This is a genomic window from bacterium (genome assembly GCA_024742285.1).
Classification (GTDB): Bacteria; Myxococcota_A; UBA9160; order UBA9160; family UBA4427; genus UBA4427.
On record JANSYR010000001.1, the window covers coordinates 595,859 to 621,968 of the forward strand.

The 26,110-nt window shown below is 62.1% G+C and carries 16 protein-coding genes and 1 pseudogene; 10 read left to right on the top strand and 7 right to left on the bottom strand.

Translation table 11 applies throughout. The annotated features are described in order from the left end of the window. Nucleotides 1–104: 104 nt before the first annotated feature. Nucleotides 105–3,290, bottom strand: a complete 3,186-nt coding sequence (locus tag NXI30_02635) for an AAA family ATPase (protein ID MCR9093092.1) — start codon at nucleotides 3,288–3,290, stop codon at nucleotides 105–107. A gap of 47 nt (nucleotides 3,291–3,337) precedes the next feature. On the opposite strand from NXI30_02635, the gene NXI30_02640 reads away from it, so the two are divergent. Beyond that, on the top strand, nucleotides 3,338–3,967 hold the full coding sequence (locus tag NXI30_02640) for a glutathione S-transferase family protein (protein ID MCR9093093.1): 630 nt from the start codon (nucleotides 3,338–3,340) through the stop codon (nucleotides 3,965–3,967). Between the two features lie 217 nt (nucleotides 3,968–4,184). Here NXI30_02640 and NXI30_02645 read toward each other — a convergent pair whose 3' ends face one another. Further along, nucleotides 4,185–4,877 (bottom strand): hypothetical protein, encoded by a 693-nt coding sequence (locus NXI30_02645; protein MCR9093094.1) that lies wholly within the window; start codon nucleotides 4,875–4,877, stop codon nucleotides 4,185–4,187. Between the two features lie 572 nt (nucleotides 4,878–5,449). On the opposite strand from NXI30_02645, the gene NXI30_02650 reads away from it, so the two are divergent. The 5 genes from NXI30_02650 to NXI30_02670 all read left to right on the top strand — a co-directional run bounded on the left by NXI30_02650 (nucleotide 5,450) and on the right by NXI30_02670 (nucleotide 12,443). After that, entirely contained in the window at nucleotides 5,450–7,780 is a 2,331-nt protein-coding gene (locus NXI30_02650; GenBank protein ID MCR9093095.1) for an MMPL family transporter, read from the top strand. Between the two features lie 216 nt (nucleotides 7,781–7,996). After that, nucleotides 7,997–8,797: an outer membrane lipoprotein-sorting protein gene (locus NXI30_02655; GenBank protein ID MCR9093096.1), complete on the top strand. Its 801-nt coding sequence runs from the start codon at nucleotides 7,997–7,999 to the stop codon at nucleotides 8,795–8,797. A 16-nt stretch (nucleotides 8,798–8,813) separates the two neighbouring features. Further along, a complete protein-coding gene (locus NXI30_02660) occupies nucleotides 8,814–10,178 on the top strand; it encodes a hypothetical protein (GenBank protein MCR9093097.1) in 1,365 nt (454 codons plus the stop codon). Between the two features lie 461 nt (nucleotides 10,179–10,639). Beyond that, nucleotides 10,640–11,284: a TetR/AcrR family transcriptional regulator gene (locus NXI30_02665; protein MCR9093098.1), complete on the top strand. Its 645-nt coding sequence runs from the start codon at nucleotides 10,640–10,642 to the stop codon at nucleotides 11,282–11,284. Nucleotides 11,285–11,666: 382 nt separating this feature from the next. Beyond that, nucleotides 11,667–12,443 carry an SDR family oxidoreductase gene (locus tag NXI30_02670; protein ID MCR9093099.1) on the top strand — a complete coding sequence of 259 codons (777 nt, stop codon included), beginning with the start codon at nucleotides 11,667–11,669 and terminating at the stop codon, nucleotides 12,441–12,443. Here NXI30_02670 and NXI30_02675 read toward each other — a convergent pair. Together NXI30_02675 and NXI30_02680 are read right to left on the bottom strand one after the other, a co-directional pair. Further along, nucleotides 12,418–13,341, bottom strand: coding sequence for an NAD(P)-dependent oxidoreductase (locus NXI30_02675; GenBank protein ID MCR9093100.1), 924 nt, complete (start codon nucleotides 13,339–13,341; stop codon nucleotides 12,418–12,420). The genes NXI30_02670 and NXI30_02675 overlap by 26 nt on opposite strands. Before the next feature lie 97 nt (nucleotides 13,342–13,438). Further along, nucleotides 13,439–14,425 carry an LLM class F420-dependent oxidoreductase gene (locus tag NXI30_02680; protein MCR9093101.1) on the bottom strand — a complete coding sequence of 329 codons (987 nt, stop codon included), beginning with the start codon at nucleotides 14,423–14,425 and terminating at the stop codon, nucleotides 13,439–13,441. 338 nt (nucleotides 14,426–14,763) lie between these two features. On the opposite strand from NXI30_02680, the gene NXI30_02685 reads away from it, so the two are divergent. Together NXI30_02685 and NXI30_02690 are read left to right on the top strand one after the other, a co-directional pair. Continuing rightward, a complete protein-coding gene (locus tag NXI30_02685; protein ID MCR9093102.1) occupies nucleotides 14,764–15,933 on the top strand; it encodes a cytochrome P450 in 1,170 nt (389 codons plus the stop codon). Between the two features lie 1,049 nt (nucleotides 15,934–16,982). After that, complete coding sequence (locus NXI30_02690) at nucleotides 16,983–19,931, top strand: hypothetical protein (GenBank protein ID MCR9093103.1); 2,949 nt, start codon at nucleotides 16,983–16,985, stop codon at nucleotides 19,929–19,931. Nucleotides 19,932–20,082: 151 nt separating this feature from the next. Here NXI30_02690 and NXI30_02695 read toward each other — a convergent pair whose 3' ends face one another. Next, on the bottom strand, nucleotides 20,083–20,760 hold the full coding sequence (locus NXI30_02695; protein MCR9093104.1) for a hypothetical protein: 678 nt from the start codon (nucleotides 20,758–20,760) through the stop codon (nucleotides 20,083–20,085). 321 nt (nucleotides 20,761–21,081) lie between these two features. Here NXI30_02695 and NXI30_02700 point away from each other — a divergent pair, with 321 nt between their 5' ends. Further along, nucleotides 21,082–22,260: a cytochrome P450 gene (locus NXI30_02700; GenBank protein MCR9093105.1), complete on the top strand. Its 1,179-nt coding sequence runs from the start codon at nucleotides 21,082–21,084 to the stop codon at nucleotides 22,258–22,260. A gap of 331 nt (nucleotides 22,261–22,591) precedes the next feature. Here the strand turns inward: NXI30_02700 and NXI30_02705 are convergent, their stop codons facing one another. Further along, nucleotides 22,592–23,140 carry a nuclear transport factor 2 family protein gene (locus NXI30_02705; protein MCR9093106.1) on the bottom strand — a complete coding sequence of 183 codons (549 nt, stop codon included), beginning with the start codon at nucleotides 23,138–23,140 and terminating at the stop codon, nucleotides 22,592–22,594. A 79-nt stretch (nucleotides 23,141–23,219) separates the two neighbouring features. Then, a pseudogene (locus NXI30_02710) lies at nucleotides 23,220–24,734 on the bottom strand (NAD(P)/FAD-dependent oxidoreductase). 419 nt (nucleotides 24,735–25,153) lie between these two features. Between NXI30_02710 and NXI30_02715 the strand changes: the two are divergent. Then, nucleotides 25,154–26,080: a helix-turn-helix domain-containing protein gene (locus NXI30_02715; GenBank protein MCR9093107.1), complete on the top strand. Its 927-nt coding sequence runs from the start codon at nucleotides 25,154–25,156 to the stop codon at nucleotides 26,078–26,080. The last annotated feature ends 30 nt before the right edge of the window (nucleotides 26,081–26,110 follow it).

Sequence of the window (26,110 nt, forward strand, 5' to 3'; positions counted from 1 at the left end):
CCTGTCTACCGATAGGTGACAGCAGGATTCGCCAGCTGGCGTCGAAAGTCTCTATGGTTTCCTTACGCTTTTATGGAGATTTGGAATCGCCGAAACCCATTGATTTATCGAGAGGTTTCGCGTGCCCACGGGAGTGCCGCCGAAACGACCGGCAGGCACTCGAGCGTCTCAGCCAGCCTCCAGGCAGAGTTCGCGGCGTCTACGGCTCTGCCCTCGTCTGACGTGGCGTGCCACACGTTTGCCAGTCTGATCCTCGACCTGAGCGCTGCGGGCCGCGCTCCGATCGCGTCCTCCCAAGCGACGGCCGCTTCGAGTCGATCCGCGGCTTCTCGGGACCGTCCGAGCACACCCACGAGTGCGCCGATCGCGGAGCCGACCGTGCCGTTGGTGGCCGGAATGAGGTCGTGGGTGAAGACGAGTGCCTCGTACGGCCGCAGCTGATCGATCAGGAGCTGCGCGACATCCACGTCGCGTAGCTCGACTGCAACTTCAGCGAGAAGCGAGAGTGTGATCAGCCAGTGCTCGTCGTGCTCGAGTTCCTCGATCCTCGAGGTGATCGCGCTCAGTCCCGCTCGCGCCTCGTCGACGCGTCCCGACCGAGCCAGGATCGATAGTGATCCGGCCTTGATGATCTGGGCACTCCCGTGAAGCGGCGTCTGCTCGATTAGCTCGCGAAACGATCGCTCGTATTCACCCGGCTCGCTCGGCTCACCCACGGCGGCACGTAGCCAGTAGCGCGCACCGTCAATCAGCGATTCGGCTCGTTGATTGCCAAGACGGCAGCGCTCTGCGCTCTTGTCGAGATACTCTCGCGCGAGCTTGAAGCGGCCGCAGTTCATCGCGAACGTGCTTTGCTGGAGGAAAGCGAGGAACTGAAAGACCGGCTGTCGCAGCTCATCGGCCAGACGCTCGAACGCCGATACATGAGATGCCATCTCTCCGAGCTGACCGATCATGAGATTGGCCCCGATCAGGACTTCGTGCCCGAGCAGAACGAGCTCTGAGCTTCCCAACCGTCTACCGCTCCGAATCGCTTCCTGCCCGAGATCGATTCGCTCCCTTGGCTGATCGGGTCCGAGTAGCGCCCAGTACCGCGCCGTGAGCACGTCGAAGAGCACGGTCGCGTCATCCTGGTCAAACGGCTCCGAGGTTGCGGCGTCGACCAATCGACGCCGTTCGCGCAGCGAGAAGCAGTGAGGTTCAGTGAAGACCAGTCGCGAGCACACACGGGCTTTCCACGACGGGAATCGGTCGCCAAGGCGATCGAGCGACTCCTCGAGCAGGTCTCCTAGGTCGGACTCGATTGCGAGCCCCAGATAGCGGTACCCGCGAATTCCGATCGCTGCGCGAGCGAAGAGATCATTTCGCTCGCACCGCCGCGCGATCTCGCATGCGGTCCGAAACCGCGCTCGCGCCGACTCGTGCTGACCCGAGACCCAGCGCGCCTCCGCCTCCCCAAGGAGCAACTCACAATGCCGGGCTTCGTCATCACGACCGAACAGCTCGAAGGCGCGAACAGCGCGAGCGTGATGGTCAACCGCTTCAGCATACGCGCATTGGTCGAGCGCCTGATGGGCTGCACGCAGGCTCACTTCAACGGATCGCTCGGCGCCCGCCTCAACGGCACACTCGAAGAGGTGGTAGGACAGTTCGCCCAGCTGGCGGGATGCGTTTTCGCCATATAGCCGCTCAATAGCTTCGGCGGCCGATCGGTGCGCCCGAACCTTCTCGGCGGCCGTGAGCTCTTCATAGAGTGTCTGCTGCACGAGCGCGTGAGAGAACCGGAATCGCTCCCGCTCGTCGAGCCCCTCGATGACGCCGAACTCGAGCCCCTCCTGGAGCCACTCGAGGTACGACCCGTGGCTCTCGGACCGGATCTCAGCAAGGAGGCGGGCGTCGAACTCACGGCCCAGAACGGAGGCATCCCGGAGAATCGCGACACTTTGCTCGGACATCGTCTCGAGTCGCCGACCGACGGCGTCCCGTACGCCTTGCGGCAGGATCAGACCGGCCTGCTCCGCGTCCTGCAGCGCCTCCGTGTCGTGCGCGAGGATGCGCGCGATCTCCTGCACGAAGAACGGGTTGCCTCGCGTCACATCCGCCACGGTCAGGGCGACGCCATCAGAGATGGGTCGATCCACGACTCGCTCGACGATCTGTCTAACCTCAGACTCCGCGAGGCCGCGCAAGGAGACACGATCGCAATGCGCGAGACGGGCCAGATCTCCCAGTACCGACCGAAGGGGATGGCCGCGCCGCACGTCCGTGTCCCTGTACGTCCCGACCAGACAGATTGCATGGTCTCGGATCTGTCGAGCGAGGAACCCGAAGAGCTCCACTGAATCTCGGTCCGCCCAGTGAAGATCATCAACGACGACAAGAAGCGGCGTCCGGCGTGAGATTCGTGCGAGAAGTCGCGACAGCGCATCGAAGAGCCGAAATCTCGACTGCTCTCCTGGAGCACGTTCCGTACGATCGGCAGGTCCCGATCGCGCTGCCATTTCGGGCATGAGCGACGCGAGATCCTCAACCTCGCTGGGCGACAACGTCGCGCCGTCCTCATTCGCGCGGTCGCCGGACACCGAACGGAGGATCTGCACGAAGGGCCAATACGGAGGCGAGCCTTCCCACTCGAAGCAGCGGCCGATATGGACGTCGGCGCGATTGGAGGAGCGTGCGATCTGATATTCGACCGTCGCCGTCTTTCCGATACCCGGCTCGCCGAGAAGCAAGACGACTCGCCCACGATTTGCGATCGCCTCCGACAAGGACTTGTCGAGCTGAGCAAGTGCGTCGTCGCGGCCCACGAGCGGCTCGGGCGCGGAATCAGCAGGCTGCGGGGCCACCGTGTCTTCGCGGTCGACCTCGACAACGTCCGCGACGAATCGGTAGCCGCGACCGTGGACCGTCTTGATGATTCGCTGTGCCGAGCGGTCATCGCCCAATGCCTGGCGAGCGAGAGTCACACATCGGGGCACGACTGACTCGTTGACGACCTCGCCCGACCAGACGGAATCGAGTAGCTCGACCTTCGACACGACGCGGTCCCGATGCTCGACGAGCACGCGCAGGACATCGAAGACCTTGGGTTCGACGGGACACCGCTCCCCATCTCTACGAAGCTCGAAGACGTCTGTGTCGATCGCGTATTCGCCGAAGGTCCAGATCACGGTCAGATCATAGCTGCAGAGGTTTTCTGCCCGCGGGGCGCGACAGACGGCGCTTACGCCGGTGGTGGCGCCAATACGGCCGACGCCACCCGACAAGGCAATCGTTGACGAGAGCTGCACGATGCCCGATGGTCCGCCGCTTTGTTGACTCCGACGGAGGGGCATCGATGCACTGTGAACCGAAGCGACTCTACGACTACCTGTTCTCGGGCAATGGATACAAGATCCGTCTCGCGCTCGCTCAGCTCGGGATCCCCTCCGAATACGAGTTTCTGGATATCCTCGCGGGTGACACGCGCACGGAGGAGTTCCTCGCCAAGAATCCGAGCGGTGAGATCCCCGTCCTCGAACTCAGCGACGGCACGACGTTGGTCGAGTCCAACTCGATCCTCTGCTGGCTGACCGAGTCCACTTTTCTGATGCCCGAAGATCGATTGGAGCGAGCCCATGTGCTTCGGTGGATGTTCTTCGAGCAGAGCAACATCGACCGCGTGATCGGCCGAGCCCGGTTCTGCCGCACGTTTCCGGATGCGGTGAAGGGCTTCGCGACGGAGCGCGATTTCGGGTTGTGGCTGGGCTTTGGTAGCCGGGCGCTCGGCGTGCTCGACCAGCATCTCGCGACCCGCGATTTTCTAGTGGGCGACAGCTACACTGCAGCGGACATCTGCCTATTCGGTTACGTCCATTGTGCGAACGAAGGCGGCTTCGACCTCAGCCGATTCGAGGCGGTATCGCACTGGATCGAGCGGGTACGCAGTCAGCCTGCGCACATCGCGATTACTGCCCGACCATCCTAGGGTCTAAGCGAGTGATGGCGCCGCCGCCCATTGGCTTCGTGCGTCCGCTTTTGACTGCCTGCGTCGCGTTGCTTCATCCCTCGATTGGATCCAAAACGGCAGAGACCATTGGTCCAATCGGCACGGCGCGCTGACGTTTCGAGCCATCGCGGGTCGCATAGATCGCTGCATGCCTTCGCCTGCCGGTCTTCGATTGCTTCATCCACGTCGCATCCCCTCAACCCTTCCATTCGTCGATCGTGATCGACGGGTCGAATCGAAAAAGGATCAGCTCGCGGCAGCGATCGACAAAGCCACGATCGCGGAACATCACTGTGAAAAAGTCGCCCTCGAAATCGAGCATGAGGAGGCGGCTGTCTGACCCAGCCTGCCGGAAGTTTGCATTGATTGAACGGACCGTGCTTAGGAGGTCCGAAAGCGCTCCGGGCTCTGGCGGGATGCCACTCAGTGTGGCGAGCGCCTGCTGTGCGATCTCCACATTCGCGCGCCAGTCGGACAACCAAATCCCGTCGCGCTCTCCCCTCCGCGACAGACCCTCTCCGTAGTATCCCAGTAGCAGATCCCCTAGATCACCTCGGAGCATCCTCCGCGGCACGGACCCATGCGTGTCCTTCTGATGTCGTCTCGCATCCGCGAGTGTCCATTCTGGTAGCAGTCCTTCGGACTGAACCTGCTTGAACCCGTCCGCGAAAGAGGGCGCACGGTCCTCCTCTAGCTCAAAGAGGACGAGGGTTGCTCGCGGCTTCCCGGTGACTCGACTCGTGCCCACTGTCACGCTGGCACGATCGCCAGGTCGAGGCTCACGCTTGTTGGAAGATGAGATGTCGAACGGCACCTCACGACCGTCATCCAGTTCGAGGACGCCAAATCCATTGACCGTATCGAAAGACTTCAGCGTCGCGTCAGACATGTTTCCCGCCATCTTAGATCGATCACATGAATATCAGCACGCCGCAGGCCCGGGCGGCGAGAAGCACTTCGCAGATCGTGCATGCGAACGCACATCAGCGAAGACGCGGTACTTGTGACACGCGACACGACTGTACAGCGACCTACAGCGTCGTCGAACAGAGAAGACTTTCCCGCTGAGGCGTCGTTGCGGTAGCAACGGGGATGACTCCATCCTTCGGCGTGCCTGCAGCACCAGACCGCGACTGAATGCGACGATCGACCAGCCAGACCCGCCCTTTCTCAGCCGGTCAAGTCCTCGAATCCCAACACGGCTGCTGAATCTTCATGGAACCCTAAGAAGTCCATCAAGACTGGCCTCACTGGAGCTGAGACGCTCAGCGATATCCACCAAGGAATCGCTATGCCGCTCCACATCGTCCACCGAACAGGTCGGTCCCGCCGCACGAGACATGCCTCTCACACCTTTTTCCAGGTCTCGCACGTATGACCGCGTCGTCGGCACACACGCGCGTCCAGAGATCATTCGAGTGGTATGGCGCTCTCGTCGTCCGCAGGCGGTGGAGCACACTCGTGCTCTCCATTTCGAGCGCGATCGCGCTCTCTTCCGGCCTGGGCAACCTGACGGCGGACTTTGACGACGACGGCTTCCTGCGAGCGGGTGACGACACCCTAGCCGTCTACGACGCGTTCCGCGCTCGCTACGGCCGCGACGACCGGATTCTTGTCGGAATCGAAGCGCCAGACATCTTCGACCTTCAGGCGCTAGTACGACTGCGCGATCTCCACGAAGCGATCGAGCAGGACGTTCCGCACGTCGCTGAGGTGATGAGCCTCGTCAATGCGCGGGACACACGAGGTGACGGAGACGAGCTCATCGTTGATGAGCTTCTCGACCCATGGCCGAACGACGCCCTGGAGCTGGCGATCGTCGAACGTAGAGCGATGCTGAATCCACTCTACCTCAATACGTACTTCTCCCATGACGGTCGCTTCGCAGCCATTGTTGTCGAGCTCGATACGTACACGTCCCTCGACAACTTCGATTCCGACGACGTCGAGCACTGGTTTCCAGACGACTCGGCGGCGAACAAGACCGAGGCCGAGTACCTCAGCGCAACGGAGACGCGCCAGACGATCCGCGGCCTACGCAAGCTCATCAAGAAGCATCAGTCGCCGGAATTTCGACTTGATCTGGTCGGAGGCGCGGTCCTTTCGCAATACATGCAGGAGATCTCGACGGAGGATGTACGCCTTCGAACGATGCTATCTGTGCTGCTGATCGCCGTTGTCCTCCTAGCGCTATTTCGGCGCATCAGCGGGGCTCTTCTTCCCCTGCTGGTGGTGTCTCTTTCCACGATTTCGACATTCGGGGCCATGGGATGGATCGGAGTTCCCTTCACGATAGTCACGCAGATCCTCCCTTCGTTCCTGATCGTGGTCGGAATCTGCGACGCGGTACACGTACTCGCGCTTGTCTACCAGCGGCTCTCAGCCGGCGACTCCCGCGACACGGCGGTCTCATCCGCCCTCGGGCGTGCCGGGCTGCCCATCGTCCTCACGAGCTTGACGACGGCCGCAGGCCTGTTTTCGTTCGTTGCCGCAGACATCACTCCGGTCGCCGAGTTCGGCGTGGCCGCGCCCGTTGGCGTTCTGCTGGCTCTCTTCTACAGCGTGACTCTTCTCCCGGCTTTGCTTGTGATCTCACCCTGGACGCGGGCATCGCATGGTCAACGCGTCTCTACCCCGAATGGAGTCTCCGGAATCCTCCTCCACGCCGGAAACATTGCCACTACGCATCCACGAGGGACGATCGCGGTTGTCGCGCTGCTTGTGGTAGCCGCCGTCCCCGGTGTTTCGGCGCTCCGTCTGAGCAATGACAACCTCGCATGGCTCTTCGAAGACGATCCGATGCGAATGAGCATCGAGCGAATCGATCGTGCGTTCGAAGGTACGGAACGACTGGAGATTCTCGTCAATACGAGAAGGGAGAATGGGCTGCACGAGCCCGATCACCTGCGACGGATCGACAGTGTCGTCGAGCACGTGATGGGAACGACTGTCGAGCGCGTCGAGATCGGGAGCGGACTATCAATCGTCGATATCGTGGAGGAGATCAATCAAGCCCTCCACGAGAACCAGATCGAGTCTCGCACGCTGCCGAACGACCGTCGATTGATCGCACAGGAGCTCCTGCTCTTTGAGAACAGCGGCACTGACGACCTCGAAGACGTCACTGACAGCCGGTTCCAGGAGGCTCGCCTCACGTTTCAGGCGCGCATCGTAGACAGCATGTATTACGTGCCGTTCATCCACTCGCTGGAGTCGGCTCTGCCAAAGATCCTCGGCCCGGACATCGCCGTCGAAATCACTGGAAAGATGGCGCTTCGCAGCCGCGCGTTTGCTGTTCTGCTCGGGAGCCTGCTTCGGTCCTATGGATTGGCTCTCTTGATCATCTCCCCGCTCATGATCCTAATGGTCGGAAGCGTTCGCCGCGGCGTCATCAGCATGATCCCCAATCTACTGCCGGTGTATTTCGTGCTCGCGCTGATGGGGTGGCTCGACATCCCGCTGAACATTTCGACCATGCTCGTCGGCAGCATCGTGATTGGGTTAGCGGTGGATGACACGATTCATTTCGTACACGGCTTCGACCGCCATCTCGCCGAGTGCGGCCATCCTGCGACCGCAGTTCGGCGCACGCTCGAGACCACCGGACGAGCGATGCTCGTAACGACGATTGTTCTCTGCGTCGGATTCTTCGTGCTCCTGTTCGGCAGCTTCAAGGGGACGATCCACCTCGGGATCCTGGCTGGAAGCGCGAGCCTTGTCGCGTTTCTCGCTGACGTGATCGTCGCGCCCGCGCTCATGATGCTTGCGCATCCGACGCGACAGGAAGCCTAGGAACGAGACGCACCGCGCGAGTCGGCCACCGCCGGCGGCGTGGGATGGGATGTCCGCTGACATCGCCTCGGAAGTTTGATCTTTTGGTAGAAGCCGCTTGAGGAGTGTGTGCGTATGTCCAGCGCCTCTTGGATATCGAAGCAAAGCGTGATCAGGTCAAGCAATTCCCAAGCCCGATCGGGCCGAACACATCGATCTCGATCGTCGCTTCTTCCGATGGTCTGGATGCTGTTCGCGAGCTTCATTTTGTGGCCGACAGCGACCGTTGCTGAGGGGTCAGTCGACGACTCCGATGCCCGGCGGATCATGGAACGTGTCGACGCGCGCGATGATGGAGATCGATCGATCCTCGACCTCGAGATGATATTGATCGACAGCCGTGATTCGCGCCGAGTGCGCAGGCTCCGCTCGTACGGCCGCGATGAGGGCCGGGACGAGTACTCAATCATGTTCTTCGTAAGTCCCGCGGACGTCGCCAGCACCGGATTCCTTACGTATGACTATGCCGATCCGGAACGTGACGACGACCAGTGGCTCTACCTCCCGGCGCTCGACCGAATCAAGCGCCTCGCGGCTTCGGATAAGAGCGGCAGCTTCATGGGCTCTGACTTCAGCTATTCGGACATGTCGCGGCGCCCGCTCGATCACAATGCCTATCGACTCATGCAGGAGACGGAGCTGCGTGGTCATCGTGTCTGGCAGATCGAAGCGGTCCCAACGACTGATCGGGAGCGTGACGAGACCGGCTACGAGCGGTCCATACTCTTCGTTCGTCAGGACAACCATGTCGTGGTGCGAAGCGTGCATTGGCTCGCAAAGGGAAGTCGAGCGAAGTACTTCGACGTGAAGTCGCTCGAGCTGATCGATGGCATCTGGGTTCCCACGGAAATGAGCATGACCACCCGCGAGGGCCGAGCAACGATTCACCGTACGATCCTTCTCGTTCGAGAGGCACGATTCGACCAGGACCTCGACGACGATCTCTTCTCATTGCGACGACTCGAGAAGGGTCTCTGAGCCGAGCATCACGGTGATGCTGGGTCGGAAGTTCGGGCGCGCACTCTCAGCGGCCATGGTGGCCCTCTCCGGGTCCGTGGCGATCGCTACGGAGCGAGAGGACTTCAACGAAGACTTCGAGGACTTCGATTGGGACGAGCCCGTCCCCATCAGCGAAGCCGGTGATCCCGAGACTGTCGGTCGCGCTTGGGGTCTGTCGGGGAGCGTCGAGATCTCGGGGTCGATCAACCCGATCCGCCACGAGTCGGCCGCAGGCAACGACTACACGGGCCTTCAGCGGTTGCGAAGCCGGCTCAATCTGGCGTTGGAGCTTGATCTTCCAGCCGATTGGGATCTTCGCGTCGAGGGCTGGGGGTTCTGGGATGCTGCCTATCTCGCCAATGGGCGCAGCAACTACACCGAGCAGGTGAGAAATCGCTACGAGCTCGACGCGGACGTGGGGGAAGCCTGGATTCGAGGTGAGATCGCTTCCGACGTCGAGCTGAAGCTTGGACGCCAAATCGTAATCTGGGGTCGATCTGACACGCTCCGCGTACTCGATGTTCTCAACCCAATCGACAGTCGTGAACCAGCGCGAGCCGATCTCGAAGACCTGCGGCTGCCCGTCGCGATGGCACGCGTGGATGTTTTCGCTTCCAGCTGGCGCCTCCAGGCGCTCTGGATACCGGAGATTCGATTCGATCGTAGCCCCGTCGCGGGTAGCGACTTCTTTCCCAGCTCCACTGGACTTGGTGAGGAGCGGCCGGACTCGGTGGCGGAGAGCGAGGTCGCGGCGAGCCTGGTCGGGACCTTCAGCGGTTGGGACCTTTCCCTGAATGGCGCGTGGTTCTGGAACGATCGACCTCGACTCCGACGAGACCAATCTCCGACGACCCTCGTTCACGATCGCCTCTGGCTTGTCGGCGGCAGCGGAAACCTGGTGCGTGGAGGGTGGCTCTTCAAGATGGAGGTGGCCCTCCTGGGGGGCCTTGAGTTCTTCAACGACAGGAGAGAGCGATTACGATTCGATGGGCTCGCTGGTGTCGAATATTTCGGATTGGAGAACACGACGCTCTCGCTCGACTTCGCCAATCGGCACATCTTTCGACACAGATCGGCCATCCGAGAGGCACCCGATTTCGCTCGGCAGGATTCCCAGGAAGTCGCGCTGCGGATTTCGCGAAGTTTCTTCGACGATCGACTTCACTGCTCGATCCTCGGTTTGCTGTTCGGGATCGACGCTCGGGATGGATCGATCATTCGAGTCGATCTCGACTACGACCTTCTCGACGGACTGGTTGTTGGAGCGGGCGTGCTGCTGTTTCAAGAGGGAGATCTGCCGCCGCTCGACCGCTGGGAGAAGAACGACCGCATCTTGTTTCGTGGGAAGTGGAGCTTCTAGGTCGACCCGGCGAAGCACGAATATTCGTGCGAACCGCTTGATCGCGTCGAGTTTGGTCGACGAGTCTCGTTTTCTGGAGTCCGACGACGTGCTCATTGTGGCCCACGCGCGCGACGCGTTCTACGCGTAGGGTCTTGTGTGCGGTCATGGGAAATGCGGTCTGCACATCGAGGTGGGCTGATCGAGGTATCCGCGAGCCCCGGCAAGAAATCGAGACATTCGGAGCGAGGCTTGTGGCGATGCTCCTTCAACGATGTTGGCACGCCTCCGTCCGTGCACGTGAACCCACTGCGAATCAATCCGACTATGGTTGCTTCTAGAATGGGTCGGTGCCCACCTCAAGAGCGGGCAAGGGCATTCGGCGACGTGCGAGAACGGGAGGAGTGTTATGCCACGCACGACTAGGTTGGCTTTGGGACAGAGTTGTTGACGTTTTCGGTCGACCATGTCATTCTGCTCGGATGGTCAGGGCATCACCCGATTCCGATACGCGCTCCCGACAGCGAGACCTGAGGCGAAATTCCCTTCTCGACGCCGCGGAGGGCGTGTTCGGTGCGAACGGCTTCAAGAAGGCGACGATCGGTGACATTGCAGAGGCCGCCGGCGCGTCCCGACCGCTGGTCTATCGGTACTTCTCCGACAAAGAGAAGCTCTTCGAAGCCGTCGTGGATCGCATCCTGCACGAGTGGAATGAGGTGCTCACTGCCGAGGCTTCGCGGACGACACCCGGGACCGCGCACACCCTTCGACTGGTGCTTACCGCGTCCCTCGACTTTGCGCGCGAGCGACACGTCCTCCGAGGTCTCTTGGCGCGCGACTCCCGGCGCGCCCTTGCCGACTACAGCGACGTGATCGAACAGGGGAGCGAGATGCTTCGGACGCTGCTCGCGAACGTCCTCCGTGCCGGGGTCCAACGCGGCGACGTTCGCGGCGACCTGAACGTCGAGGACGTTGCACACGTCGTGAGCGAGGTCTTCCTGGCCTATGCCGACCACATCGTTTCGGGCGACGACGCAGGGTTGGGCGAGCGACGCGTCGAGGCGATCCTCGAGACGCTGCTGCACGGCCTAATCGTCACGCCTATCCAGAGCCACTCGGGCGCCTGATCGACGCCGGCCCCGCACGCCCCCTCGGCTCTCCGAGATCGGGGCGCGCCTCGTCGAGGGCTCCGGCCCGGAGCGCGCAGATTCCCGTACACGGACACTGCGGCGCCCACCCAATCCTTCTGACATCGGCCGAGGGACGGTCGGCACCGGCAGCGCAGTCGTCCCACGATTCGACAGAGATGCCCTTCGCCTGCAGGTTGACATTCTTTGACAATTTCGTAACGTTATTGATCAAACAGGATCTGGTCCCGTTTTTGTCATTACGAAATTTGATCGCGAGTAATCAGAACGAATGGGTGTGGGGTGGGGTGGCGGAATGCCTTGCTCCAAAGGGCTGCGCATGCCAGCTGTCGCCGGGCCGGTCGAGAAGGAGTCCAATCCAATGCTCAAGGACAAGACGATCGTCATCGCTGGTGTGGGGCAGGGCTTGGGAAGCCAGATCGCACGGCTTGCGTTGCGTGAGGGCGCGAACGTCGTGCTCGCCGCTCGCAATCGGGTGAACCTCGAGTTGATAGCGGCCGAGCTATCTCCTGAGGGAGAGCGCGTCCTCACTGTCCCGACGGACATCACCGACCAGTCGCAGTGTCGGTCACTCGTGGAGGCGGCTGCGAAGCACTTCGGGCGCATCGATGGGGTCGTGCAGGTCGCCGCGCTCGACCGCGTCTTTGGCGGGCTTGCAGAGGTGACGCGAAACGATTGGATGGACGCCTATGAGCTCGCGGTCGTCGGATCCGCACAGATCGTCCTCGCCGCGGCACCTTACATGAAGGACGCCGGCGGTGGCTCTGTCGTCTTGATCGGCTCCCAGTCGAGCTTCGTTCCGATGATTCCGCAGGTCGCGTACGCATCGGCGAAGGGTGCGCTGATGACCACGATGTATTTCATGGCGAAGGAACTCGCACCCGACAATATTCGGGCGAACACAGTCGTCGCGACTTACATGTGGGGCCCAGCGCTCGAGGGCTACGTCTCGGAGACGGCCGAGGCCAGGGGGATCGCGCCGGAGGACGTCATCGCCGAGATCTCGAGCACGATGCCCTTGGGTCGGATTCCGACCGACGAGGACGTCGCCGAGGCCGTGATCTTCCTGGCCTCGGATCGCGCCTCGACGATCACCGGGCAGCACCTCATGGTCAATTCCGGGCTAGTAATGCGCTGACGCGATCGAGACAGATCTTCTCGAACGCGTCGCGGAACGAGATCTTGCAGGGCGCCGCAATCGAGTTCAGTAGCGTCGTGTCGAGTACGCCGCCGAGCGCGACGTTCGGCGTGGGAATCGCCGCAAACTTCGGTTCCACACCAAAGATCTCGCCCGCGCGCTTGGCCATCTCCTGCACCGTGACGACCTCGTCGGAGCCCCAATTGACGATCGTGGCGGGGACTGCCGCGGCGAACAGTAGGTCGCCGACTTGGCGGCACATGTCATCGATGTGGATCACCGAGTAGGGCTGTGGGTCGCTCGTCACGTAGACCGGCTGGCCCGCGGCGACCGAATCGACGACCGTCGTGACGACATCGAGGGACGTGCCGTAGGGACACGCAGGTCTCGCGATCGTCACCGGAAAATCGAAGGCCTCGGCGCTGAAGCGCACCACGGCCTCGAGCGTCACTTTCGAGGCGGGACTCGACGCTGCCCAGGGCGCAGCAACCAGACCAATGTCGTCGGTCTCGACGTATCGATGGTGCGGGTCCTCGTTCCGTGAATAGAGTGTCGCCGCGGACAGGACGAGCGCGGCCCGCGCGTTCTGGCAATGCTGCAGGACACGTCCCGCGGCGATCGCGTTGAGTTCGATTGCCTCGTGGAACTCGCCCGACCCCTTGCGCGTGTAGGCGTAGTGGAGGACGAGCGAGACGTCGTCGGGCAGAGCGCCGAGATCGCCCGAGGCCAGGTCGAGCGGAACCGTCCGCACGCCCGCCTCCTCGAGTTCCCGGCGGGCTGCTTCGTTCGTGAAGCGGGCAGTCCCCCAGACCTCATTGTCCTTCGCCAGGAAACGAGCGACGGGCAACGCGATCGCGCCCGTGACGCCGGTAATGAGGATCTTCTCGTTCTTAATCATTCAGGCCATCCTTCATCCAGGAACGCGCAGGCAACTCGACCCGCTCCTGGGTTCATGGGAGATCCGAAGACGCGGCGGGACGCACTCGACCGCCGTCTCAGAAGTCGTCGGGCAGCGCCTTCTTGAATTCCTCCAACGCCCGCAAGCGCGTTTCGATTCCGGCATAGAGATCCCGCTTCTCCGGCAGCCGCTGGCCCGTTTCGTCGGGTCCGAGGTCGGCCCACGGCGCGGTTACCCAGTACCGCGTCGCGCCGAGATCTTTCCACCATTTCGCGTACTCGACGCAGTCGTCGAGCTCAACCGGCGGCTTCCGCGCGCCCGGCGGGACCTCGAATCGTGGATCAGCGAAGTAGATCATCCCCTCGAGATCGATGTCCTCCGGTCGGCGACCCGCCTGTCGCGCAGCATCGTGAATCACGCCGAGATCCTCATGAATCTGATCTTCGCTGAAGTACGGATAGGTCGGGAACCACCCGTCCGCGAGTCGCCCGGTCCGGCGCAGAACGGGCTTCGATTGCCCGCCGATCCAAAGGGGGATCGGCTGCTGGACCGGAAGCGGATTGATCCCGGCGGCGGTGATCGTGTGGTGCTTTCCCTTGTAGGTCACCACCTCGTTCGTCCAGAGCTGTCGCAAGACTTCCATCTGTTCTTCGATGATCTCGCCTCGCTTCGAGAAATTGATACCGAGTGCTTCGTACTCGACGTCGTTCCAGCCGACCGCAATCACGAAGCGCACGCGACCACCCGTCAGGTTGTCGACCGTCGCCGCCTGCTTGGCGAGAAGCGCCGTCTGGCGTTGGGCGCTGATGAGGATCCCTGTGCATAGCTCGAGCGTTCGGGTCAGACCGGCGAGGTAGCCGAACATGACAAGAGGCTCGTTCCACTTGTGATGCCGTGTGTAGAGCGGCGGCTTACCGAAGTAGGGACGCCAGTCTGGCCGCGCATCCGTGTCGGCACCGAGCACATGGTCGCCGAGCGTGATGTAGGAGTAGCCAAGACTCTCCACACCCTTCAGATATTCGGCGATCGCGCCGTGGTCGGATCCGACAAGGTTCTCAGGAAGATTCGTTCCAAGCTCAACCATCCGATGTTCTCCGAATCACTGTGGATCGGACTTGGCCGGCCTCAGTGCCGCATCTCCAAGCTCGAACCCCGATCTTGATACATTGAGTTCATATTTTGTCATTCTATTTCGTAATTCTCCAGGGTTTTGGTGATTTTCGTTGACATTTTAGTCATTGATTGTAATAACAACGACTCGGGCGTGGTCTCCGGGTGAGCTCCACGCTGGAACCTGCAAGCCCGGACGGCGCGACAGGAGAAGCGGCAAATCCGTGCTCCGCCGGCCTGGAACGAGGGACACACGGCGTCGCTTCGTTTCCAGGTCACGTCGGCCGTCTTCCATACGGAGTGATCACTGCCATGCTCGATTTCGATCCCTATTCGCCCGAAGCACTCGACGACCCGCTCCCGCTCTACAAGCGGCTGCGAGACGAAGCGCCCTGCTACTTCATCGAAAAGCGGAACTGCTGGGCCCTGTCGCGATTCCAGGACGTATGGGACGGCTTCAGCGAGAACGAGCATTTCACCTCGAAGTTCGGAGACATCCCGAATCTCGTCATGAAGGAGCCGCGCGAACCGGCCGTCGTCATGATCTCCCATCTCGACCACATCGAGCACAAGCAGATCATGAAAACGCTGGGCCGATCCCTCGGACCAAAGGCGATTGCGCGAATCAAGCCGCGAATGGAAGAGATCGGCCGCGAGTTGATCGATGCGGCTGCAGAACGCGACGAGTTCGACATGGTGCACGACGTCGCCTGGCCGTTCATCTCGCGCTTCACCGCGCTGATCTGCGGACTCCCGGACGAGCTGGGCGCGGAGATCCACCGACTCGCTCACATCGGCATTGATGAGATCGCTGAGCGGGCGGTCGGCGTCTACGAGCAGTCCGCGGGGATCGCGATGGAGCACATCGCGAAGAGCCGGGCGAACGGATTCGAGGGCGACGGTTTGATCGCCGTCTTTGGGCGTCTCGAACAGGCTGGCGAGCTGCACGACACGGGCGACGAGGTCATCGCGAACCATCTCCTCAACTTCCTGCTCGGCGCTCCCGCGCAGTTCCCGAAGGGGTTCCCGTCGATGGTCTATCGCCTCTATCAGAACCCAGATCAGCGTGCCGAGGTGGCGGCGAATCCCGAGCTGGCGCGCCAGGCGTTTCTCGAAGCGATCCGAATCGACACGACCACGCAGTCGATGGGGCGCATCGTCACCAAGCCCATCGAGTTCCACGGAAAGACGATGCAGCCCGGCCAGGGGGTGCTCTTCATCCTCGCGTCGGCTTCGCGCGACGAGCGGGAGTTCCCGAATCCCGACACGTTCGATATCCACCGGAACCCGAAGCGCAACATTTCGTTCGGTGTGGGCGAGCACACCTGCGCCGGTAGAAACTTTGGCCCGTTCTTGGGCGAGATGCTCACGCGCCAGCTCCTCGAGCGGATGCCCGAGTATGTCGTGGACGATTCGAACCTGAAGAAGCACCAGACGGAGTTCATGAAGGGCTGGGTTCACCTTCCGACGCGGCCCTCATAGGACGAATGCCGCGCCGCCCAAGTCGGACATCCGACTTCATGTTCAGTCCGACGGCTGGTCGAACCGAGACCCGAGCGACGCGACCGCAGCTGTCGGATCGATCATTCCGCCGATTCGACGTTGCGGCGCGATACGAGACCCCTGCCGAGGACCAGGAGCTCGCTACGGAGGGGCGTATGCCTTCGAACTCCCGAGGGTTCACAGCGAACAAGCGGGCCGGAGCTGCTGCATCTCGCACCGCCGTTCACAGCGCGACTCGCGCTGCGACTCGCAGACCGGGTTCCGTCAGGCGTCCCTGAGCTCCCGGCCGCATCCTCGCGCTACGTACCGTACGGAGCCCCTACCTTCGGTTGGCGAATGAGAGCATCGAGAATCCGAGAAGCAGCAACGTCGATGTCGTCGGCTCGGGGACGACGACGAATCCGGTGAGCACGGTCTCGACTATCGGACGAATCTCTCCGTCAGCATTGACGGCAACCAAGGAAGCACTTCGAATTTCGAACGCGTCGTAGGACGTTGGAACGAAGAGCCCACCGCCGTCGACGGTCGAGAGGGTCGAGTAGCAAGGACAATCGACGTACTGACGGTCTCATCCGCTGCTGCGAAAGTGGCGCAGGTATTCAAGACGGAGCAACTACAGGTTGGATGAGATCCAGCCGGGGATTCCAGCAGATCGATTCGCCGATATCAGGGCGACCTAGCGACGCGACCGTGCAGGTTGCAGATCGATCCTCGCGCCTCTGCTGGCTCGCGTCACCTCGTCGATACGCTTGGACGATGGACTGCTCCGCAATACTTGGTATTACGAATCGTCCCACTGCCGCGATTTGCTGTCCGGCGCCTGCGCGAATACCACCACGTCACCACTATGCAAGTCGGGTGCTCCTCACAGAAAACTGGAGCCCAATGGGACGATCGATCAAATCCCCCTACGCGCTGGTGTCTACTCTTCCCAGAGCCTACGTCCGCATGTGACAATCCTTTCCTCGGGACGCGAGTGGGGCTCGTCCTCCGTCGAAGTTGATCAAGCAGAGAACGAGAGAACGAGTATGACACTGAGATTCAACCGCCAACGAACGGCGGCGAAGCGCCCGTTCGGCTCCCTTGAACTCTTTGCATCCGCGCTGACCGTGCTCTTGCACCTGGGATGCCCCGGCGGTGGCGGCGGCGCCAGCGCGCCGACGGTCTCCGTCGCGGCAAGCCTCGAATCGTCGGCGTTTCTCCCCACCGACTCGGGACTCGAATGGACCTATACGCACCCGTCAGGCGTCGTTCGCTTTGACGGGATCCGGGTCGTCGATGGCGAGCAGGTCAACGTCCTCGATTACCCGAACGATTCACGACTCTACTTCGTGACCTCACGAGACTCGATCGGCCTGCGCGGCTTCTACTCACCGCGAGTCTCGGTCAGCGGCGTCGGCAGCTTCACCGCGGATGTCATCTTCGACCAGGATCTCCTCCTTTGGCAGGACGGAATGCGCGCGGACATCGAGCGATCGTTCTTGGCTGGGGGATCCGTGAACATTGTTCCTACCTACGGCGAACAATCCATCTCCGTGACCGGAACTGTGGAGTACCGGGGATACGTGCCGATCAGCGTTCCCCTAGGAGACTTCGACGGGCATTCGGTCCACGTCGATCTCGTCGTCACGACGACGGTTTCGGGTCTCACGGCCTCGGTTCCGTTTCGCATCTCGTTCGTCTTCGTCGAAGGCGTCGGCATCGCCTACCAATGGCAGCCGGGGGCAACGAGCCAGCTCTCGTCCTTCAGCGGGAGCGATCGGGATTCGGACGGCATCGCGGATGTCGTCGACGACTTCCCCGATGATCCCCTCGAGTGGCGAGATACAGACAAAGACGGCATTGGGGACAAGGCCGATCCTGATGATGACGGCGACGGCATCCTCGACGCGGATGACCTGTTCCCGCGACATGTCTCGACGCCCGAGGATGCGGATGGCGACGGAGTGGTTGACGGCGAGGACGCAGACGATGACAACGACGGGATCTTGGACGACGACGACGACTACCCCACGGATCCGCGCTTCTACGATCGACTCTCGTTTCGCACTAACCCGGTCATTCAGGACATCGCTCTGGGAGCCCGTTCCGATATCACGTTCACGAACGGGTTCACGGTCCGCGGCGAAGGCTTCGAATGGACAGTGGATTCGGATGCTCCCTGGGTGACGTTGGAGACGACGTCTGGCTATGGCGAGGGCGGGTTTCTCTTCAGAGTCGAGCCCGACGGGCTGGGTCTCGGTAGCTATGACGCGCAGTTCCGTGTGGAGAATCAGGTCACGAGAGAGGAGCTGATCGGTTTCTACACGCTCAACATCGTCCCGCCGGAGCTCACGATCGAGCCCAACCCCGTCACATTCGATGGGACTTTCACTTGGCGGAGGGCGCGTTCGGGTTCTGCGCCCTGGGATGGGCTTGAGGAGTGGGTCCGACTGAGCCTGCCGAGTTCCAGCGAGAACCTGACGCTCGCGACGCACGACGTCCTCCCGGGACCTGGAGTGTTTGAGTACTCCGCACCACCCTTCGTGAAGAACCAGTCAGATCTCTCGATCGAGAACCGCTACCTAATCCTCGATCTGGTCGACCCAGCGCCGCTCGGCATTGCGGCCGGGGTACGGCGCGGACGCATTGATCTCGATCTCTTCGCCGCGGGTGAGACGTTCACGCATGCGCTCGGGGTCGAGGCGATCGTGCCCGAACCCGAGTTCCACGTTCCGACAAGCGTCGTCGCTCTGACGGATTTTCCGACGCGTGGGACGCGAAGCCACGTGATCTACGCGGTAGACCGCTACGGCGAACCGCTTTCCGAATGGTCTGGGACTACGGATGAAGTCTGGCTCTCGATCGCCCGGGACCCGGCCACCGATGCAATCGTCGTTACCGCCGATCCGGCGAGCCTCGGACTGGACGAAACCCACGAAGGCTTCGTCCAGATTTCAAGTACTCATCCGGACATCGCGCCGACCACAAGGACGGTCCGCGTTTCTCTTCGTCGCGGGAGTACTGATCCGGCGGAGCTCGCGCGGGTGAGCTACGGGGACGGTGGGGTCCAGATGATCGCGGATCCGGCGCGTCCCTACGTCTACCTTGCGAGAGTCGATGTCGGCGACATCGATGTGTATAACGTGGACACTGGATCCTTGGTTGGCACGATCCTCGATGTCGCGAGCACGTCGATCTCGGAGATCGAGATCGCTGAGGACGGGAGCGAACTCTACGTCGAGAGCGCCGAGGACGGCCTGATCTATACGGTCGACCTCGACGACTGGACGCGCCGCGACGCCTGGAATCCGAGCGCCGATGTCAGCGTTCCTGTGAACCTTGGCAATGGCTTTGCGCGGCTGACGACACAAAGCACGCGGTTTCTCAAGCCCACCTACTGGTTCTTCCGCGAGTCGACACGCGGCCTCTCGGAGAGAATCGGCGTTGGATACGCAGTCGAGAACCAAGTGTCTCGCAGCGAGGACGGACACCGCTACTGCGACATCCGGAGATCGATTCCAGCGCCGCAGTGCTACTACTTCGCGTTCGACGAGCCGACAGATCGCGTCTACAACGAGCGGATAGAGTTGCCTGACGGATTCCCCGCGCGCGACACGTTGGATCTCGCGATAGGACGATACGGCAAGCAGCTGGCCGTTGCCGAGGAGCGTACGCAGGGGTTGCAGGTGGGTTTGCTTGCGAATCCGAGCGATGGAACTGCGCTATGGCCAGTCACAGGCTACGTGCAGGGCGTCGAGCGCGCGCCGGACGGTAGCTATCACGTTCTCTCGTCCAATCGCGTCCCGACCGGACCGGACGACGGGACAAGTCGGTTAGTGATCTTCGAACGAGACGGCTCGATTCGGCTGGAACGACGAATCACGACCACGGACGAGTGGGTCAGCGGTCCGAGTATGGTCGTCTCAGGGGACGGCGGCGTGACGATCTTTGCGCTTCCTCAGAGCGGCGAACTGCTGTTCGTGCGGAGTGACTGAGGGGACGTCTCTGATCAGTTTCAGCAGCGGTATTGCGCTCGCGGCGGCTGGGCGCCCGGCCGATCTCGTCGCGCGAATTGAGACTCCCATCTGAAGGGGCTCTCGGCGTGGCTTGCGATCGAATAGAACTACACCTGCCTTGCAACAGATCTCAAGCGTGAGCGTCGCGCTCCGTATCGTCGTGGAATGACCGAATCCGAGCCAGCAGACGAGCGCCGATTTCCTCGATTTCGCGCCCCCTCAAGTCGAGACTGGGTCCACCGAGTGCAATCGCGATTCCGGGATGAGGGGCGGCGCCATGAATCGGTGCGGTTATGCAGCTGACCGAATAGGTTGCGTCGCGATCGATTTCGTCGAGGAGGTAGGTCTCCTTTCGAAACAGGGGAACGATTCGGGCGGAAACGTCGCCGACGTCGGGACGGTTCACCCGCAGTCGCAGCTCCCTCAGCTCTTCAAAGAGCCTCGCCTCCGCGGTGGTTCGCAGCGTTACCTCGAAGCCCCTCTCGCGGATCGCTGCGATCGACTTTTCGATACCGCGGCGCGCGACGATGCCGCCGAGTCCGCTCGCCCAGGCGTCGAAGTCCTTGCGACTCGACCAGGCCATCAGCGAAGCCCCGAGCGGTGCCTGGAGTGGGAGTCGGAAACCCACGTGGATCGTTTCCGCGAGCGGGTCGGGCAGGGCATGGCGATCGACGAACACGAAAGCATTGCCGCCGCGAACGAGCAGTGAGCTCGGCAGTCCGAGCTCGTCACCGAGGGCACGCATCGCTTCTCGCGCACGATCGACGAGCGGGATGCGACTCGCCGCTGCCGCCCCGGCGGCAATCATCGAAGGCCCCAAACGGTAGGCGCGGGTCGCCGGATCCTGCGCCAAGTATCCGGCAGAAGCGAGCGTATTCAGGATGGCGTGGCACGTTCGCTTGTTCAGCTGCAGGCGACGGCAGAGTTCTGTCAACCCAAAGCTCTCTGCCGGGTGCGCCGTCAGGAGATCGACGATCGCGAGTACTCTTCGGGTCGGATTCGAGGGCGCGCTCGCTGCGGCGGCGGCTCGCGCATTTTTCGGCGGAGGCATGCGTGCTATGGTAACCTATTCCATACCCGTGGTATAAATATTTATACTGATCAATCATATAGGTCGAGTGAGGCGATCATGGACGCAAGCCCCGTACTGCCCGATATGGATTTCGCCTATGCAGACGCGCCCAATCTCCACGAGGTGCTTGACGACCTCCGGGCGCAAGGGCCAGTCGTCCCTGTCCGCTACCACGGCAAACTCGCGTATCTCATCACGCGCTACGACGCGGTCAAGCAGGCTTTCGCCGATGAGGAGCATTTCGCGTCGTCTGCCTTTTACAAGGTGTTCGCCGAGCCAAGTCAAGGCCGAACGATCCAGGCCATGGACGGCGAGGAGCATCGCATCAATCGCCAGCTCGTCTCGCGCCCCTTCCTTCCCCGCCAGGTCAAGAGCTACATCGAGGGCTGCATCACGGAGGAGGCAGTACGGCGCCTCGGGGCGCTCGAGGGGAGACGCGAAGTCGACCTGATTGAGCGATTCGCACGGCCCTTTCCGTTCTCGGTGATCACGCGCCTCCTCGGACTGCCAATCCACGACGAAGCGCAGTTTCTCGAGTGGGCACTCAAAGTGATCGACTACCCGTGGGATCCCGACGGCGCCTTGCGCGCACGCAGGCAGTTCGAGGACTATCTCCGGCCGATCCTCAACGATCGCCGTGACGAGCCTGCAGACGACGTCCTTGCTTTGCTGACCACCGCGGAGATCGACGGCAAACGGCTCAGCGACGCCGAGATCTTCGCGTTCTGCCTCCAGCTTTTTCCCGCTGGTTCCGACACGGCCTACAAGAATCTGGGCAGCCTTCTCTACGCCATCCTGTCGACGCCGGGCATGCGGGAACGAGTACGCGGGACGGATCAGGACCGCGACGACCTCGTGCTCGAGGGTCTGCGCTGGCAGGCACCGGTTGCTCTCCAGCCGCGCTGTTGCAGCGCGGACGTCGAGTTTGGCGGCGTCAAGATTGCGGCCGGCACGCCAATGCTCTTCGGGATCACCGCGGCGAACCACGACCCCGACGTGTTCCCCGATCCTCGACGTTTCGACCCCGATCGGACGAACAAGAACCTGAATCTCGCCTTCGGCCACGGCGAGCACTTCTGTCTGGGATCGCACCTCGCGCGCCGAGAGCTCGAGATCGCCATCAAGCTCGCCTTCGAGCACTTCCCGGATATGGAGCTGATACCCGAGCGGCCCGCGGTGTTCTCAGGGTGTGTGTTCCGCGGCGTGCGCGATCTATGGGCCCGGCTGGAGCCCTGAATCCCCTCGGTTTGCGGCGTCGCTCGCGTGCAGCGGAGAAGAACGCTTAGCCCTCATTAAAGCCCCACCGGTTCGTCACCGGGTTCCCCGTAACCCGGCTCGACGACCTACGAAGGCCGCCATCGCACGCCAAATGACCGCACGACTGGGCCCAAAAGGGCGGCAGAATCTTCGGCGTACCCGCGCGCAATCTATGGACTTGCGCGCGGAGGCGAAATGACTGGTGACTCGGGAAACATTCACGGCGAGACAGGGTGGCCTCGAACAGGCAAGACACCTGGTTGGGATCCAGCTCATGAATGTCTTCGTCGCCTCAGTCTTCGGCGGACAACTAGGATTCAAGACCACCGCGCGGATACGGCGGCGGGCCGACGAACGGACGTGGGAAGTGGCCGGTATGCCATTGTTTGGCGGTCTCGCGTCGAATGATCTTCCAATCTTCGCCATCGCGTACGAGATCGTCCTGGTACCGGAGCCCCAGCACGAGATGTTCCAGCGGGCTGTCGTCCGCCTCTATGTGGTACCCGACGACCAAGCTCCCGACGCATCCCTCGTCGCCGTCGATCTCGACGTACTGGTTGCCGACGAAGTGCATCGAGGCGTCCCACGCGTGCAGGGCCTCCTCCATCCCGTCCAGGTACGCGTCGAGCTGGCCTGACTCGGCAGGCCCGACGCACACGCAGTCCGGATGGAAGACGGTGCGCACCAGGTCGAAGTCGATCGAATCGACGCCATATGCGTAGCCACGGTAGAGGTTCTTTATCACCTCACGATCCTGCAGCCAGCGGACCGTCGCCTCCAGGTCGCGGGCCGGGGGCGACGGCGATTCGCGAAACGTCATCAACCGTCGCTTCTCGTTTCGTCCGTCCTTGGCGCTCATCTACTCGCCCCCTGCTCGGCACGCGCCGATCGCAACGCGACTTCGCGGATACGGTTGGGTCGCGCCCTCCTACCAGTCGTCACGATCCGAACTTCAGCTCGTCAAGATTTGGCTCCCGCTGCATCGCGTAGAGTTCGGCGGTCTCATACGGCGAGCTCACGAGCAGTCTGCCCGCAGCATCGACGTAGTAGTTTCGATCGACGGAGCGAGTGTCCTTGATAAAGGCGAGTCTCGACGCCACCGTATCGAGGTGTGTGTTGTGCGCCTCGAACGCCGTCTCCGTCACCTCGACGTTTGCATGTCCTTCCTCGAACATCGTCTGGAGACATTGCGCGATATAGGCCGCCCAGATCTGGAACCAGGAAGGCAAGGAGATGCCGCCCGAGACGGGCTGGGAGTTGGGTCCGTAGAGCATGAAGAAGTTCGGGAATCGCGGAACCATCATGCCGAGATAGGCGCGTGGGCTCTCAGGCGCCCAGTAGTCCCGCAGATTCACACCCTCTCGCCCGTGATACTCGGCGGGCCAGAGGAACTTTTCGACTTCGAAGCCTGTCGCGAAGACGACAAGGTCCACCTCGAAGTGCTTCCCGTCGGTAGTCTCGATCCCCCTCTTCGTGAGTCGTTCGATTCCTGAAGTGACGAGATCGACATTCTCCCGAGTGAGCGCCTTGTACCAACCATTGTCGACCACCGGCCGGCGGACCATCGGCGCGTAGTCGGGAACCAGATTCTCGAGCAGGTCCGGCCTATCGCCGATCTGCTCCTTGATGTAGGCGATCAGCGAGTCGCGCAACTCTTCGCTCTTTTGCGAGATATGCCCGCCCTGCTCTTCCCACTCGGGATCCGGCGTTAGGTAGTCCTCGTGCCAGGTCATGAGCCCGATAATCGAAGTGAAGCGACTCCAGTTCCAGTAGCCCGGAAGGTTGTCGAGCAACCACCGGACTTCGGGCTCGACCGCTCGTCCGTAGTTGGGCCGCGGGGCGATCCACTGAGGCGTGCGTTGGAAGACGCGGACGTGATCGGCGTGCTCGGCCACGGGTGAGACGAGCTGGACGCCCGTCGATCCGTTCCCCACGACGGCGACGCGCATTCCTCGAACGTCGTGCTCGCGCGTCCACTGTGTGGGATGGAGAATCGTGCCCTCGAACTCGTCGATTCCCTCGATGTCCGGCAGCTTGGGCGTAGAGAAGATTCCGGCCGCGCTGATCACGACGTTCGCGGCGTGCTCGACGCGTCGCCCGTCGGGTCCCTGGAACGCGAGATGCCATTTCGACTCGTCGTCATCGAAGCGTGCGTCTTCGAGGTCGTGGCCGAAGCGGATGTGTTCGCGAACGCCGTATTTCTCGGCGATGAACTCGAGGTAGGCTCTGACCTCCTCCCCGCGCGCGAAGTACTCAGTCCACGGGTACTCATCGTCGAAGCTGAACTCGTAGGTGATGCTGAGCGTGTCGACGCGGATGTCGGGGTACTTGTGAATGCTCCAGGTCCCGCCGATCTCACCGCGTCGGTCGTAGAGGACGTAGGGGATGCCGAGTCGTTGGAGCTGAACAGCCATTGCGATTCCGGCCGGACCGGCGCCGATGATCGCGACCTCGAATTGCTCGGGAGCTGCCGCGCTGCCCGACGATCGCTCAAACTGGAACGGGTACGGTTCGAAGGCCAGAAACTTCCGCCGGACCTCGAAATGCTCGTCTCGCGTGGGGACGCCGAGCACGAGATCCATCAGCTTGCGGAGCTCCTCGTCTGTGGGGACGCGCCGCTCGAGGGTGCCGATCCGGGTTTCCAGCAGATACGCGGCGCGGTCGGCCAGCCGCGCGCGACTCGCGTCGTCGAGGATCTCCACGGGGCCGAGTTCGGCGAGCTCGGGATCGCCCGTCGCCTGGTACAGAGCTATGCGAAGCGCGGCAAGGTCGGAGGCTTCGACGGCCCGGCGGATGAAAGCTGCATCGATCTGTTGGTCCATGATCTCGCTCCTCGGGGCGGGGAAGTCGCCCGATTCCGCGAATTTGCCTGGTGTCCCAGACCTTCGTCGGTTGCAATGGCGAGATTCTTATCGCAATGGTAACCTTCGACTCTGTGTCTCGACGCGCCCTCTCTGCGACTCGTGCTGCCGACCTTCTCAATTTTCTTGCGGCTCACCCCGACGAGACACTCACGTACTCGGAGCTATCCAGCCGGCTCGACATCAACAAGGCGTCGGCGCACAACCTCCTGATGGCGCTGACGGAATGCGGCTACCTCCGGCGCGACCCGAAGGACCGCACGTTCTCGCTGGGCGCCGCGCTGGTCGCGATCGGCGATGCGGCGCTCCGCAAGAATCCGCTCGTCGACGAGACCCGTATCGAGATGTCGAGACTCGCGAAGGCGCTGGGTATCGGGGCGGTCGCGCTCGTCCGTGCCGGCTCGGACGCGCTGTGTATTGCCCGCACAGGAGCCCGCCGCGCGAAGATCGATCCACCCGAAGTCGGCCAGCGAATTCCCATCATGGCGCCGCTTGTCTCCGCATTCGTCGCGTGGGCGCCCGAGGACGAGATCGACCGTTGGCTGCTACGGGGAAGCACCAACGACGACGAGCAGCGAAGAGCTCGAGAAGGACTCGAAAGGGTTCGGAATCGCGGCTACAGCGTCGCCCTCGAGTTCTCGGGTCGTCGTCGGCTGGGTGATCTGATCGTGGAGCTGGCGGATGATCCGCATTCTGAAAATCTGCGACAGAAGCTGCACGAGACCATCGGAGAGCTGGGGCGAGCTTCGTACCAATTCCGCGAAGCGGACGGACGACAGCAGAGCATCAGCACGATCACCGCGCCGGTCTTCGATCGCCACGGCGACGTGTCTGTCGCCGTTTCGCTCCAGGTCTTCGAGAGCGGACTCGACTCGAGCGATGTTGCTGCGATGGGCGATCGCTTGTTGGAGATGACCCGGTCGATCTCTCTCAGCTAGGCAGCCTGAGCCGAAGAGATCTGCTCTCCC

Bases quoted from the DNA above. Each gene is read 5' to 3' on its own strand.
- NXI30_02640 (MCR9093093.1), top strand. From the start codon at position 3,338: ATGCACTGTGAACCGAAGCGACTCTACGACTACCTGTTCTCGGGCAAT.
- NXI30_02645 (MCR9093094.1), bottom strand. From the start codon at position 4,877: ATGTCTGACGCGACGCTGAAGTCTTTCGATACGGTCAATGGATTTGGC.
- NXI30_02655 (MCR9093096.1), top strand. From the start codon at position 7,997: ATGGTCTGGATGCTGTTCGCGAGCTTCATTTTGTGGCCGACAGCGACC.
- NXI30_02660 (MCR9093097.1), top strand. From the start codon at position 8,814: ATGCTGGGTCGGAAGTTCGGGCGCGCACTCTCAGCGGCCATGGTGGCC.
- NXI30_02665 (MCR9093098.1), top strand. From the start codon at position 10,640: ATGGTCAGGGCATCACCCGATTCCGATACGCGCTCCCGACAGCGAGAC.
- NXI30_02670 (MCR9093099.1), top strand. From the start codon at position 11,667: ATGCTCAAGGACAAGACGATCGTCATCGCTGGTGTGGGGCAGGGCTTG.
- NXI30_02675 (MCR9093100.1), bottom strand. From the start codon at position 13,341: ATGATTAAGAACGAGAAGATCCTCATTACCGGCGTCACGGGCGCGATC.
- NXI30_02680 (MCR9093101.1), bottom strand. From the start codon at position 14,425: ATGGTTGAGCTTGGAACGAATCTTCCTGAGAACCTTGTCGGATCCGAC.
- NXI30_02685 (MCR9093102.1), top strand. From the start codon at position 14,764: ATGCTCGATTTCGATCCCTATTCGCCCGAAGCACTCGACGACCCGCTC.
- NXI30_02690 (MCR9093103.1), top strand. From the start codon at position 16,983: ATGACACTGAGATTCAACCGCCAACGAACGGCGGCGAAGCGCCCGTTC.
- NXI30_02695 (MCR9093104.1), bottom strand. From the start codon at position 20,760: ATGATTGCCGCCGGGGCGGCAGCGGCGAGTCGCATCCCGCTCGTCGAT.
- NXI30_02700 (MCR9093105.1), top strand. From the start codon at position 21,082: ATGGACGCAAGCCCCGTACTGCCCGATATGGATTTCGCCTATGCAGAC.
- NXI30_02705 (MCR9093106.1), bottom strand. From the start codon at position 23,140: ATGAGCGCCAAGGACGGACGAAACGAGAAGCGACGGTTGATGACGTTT.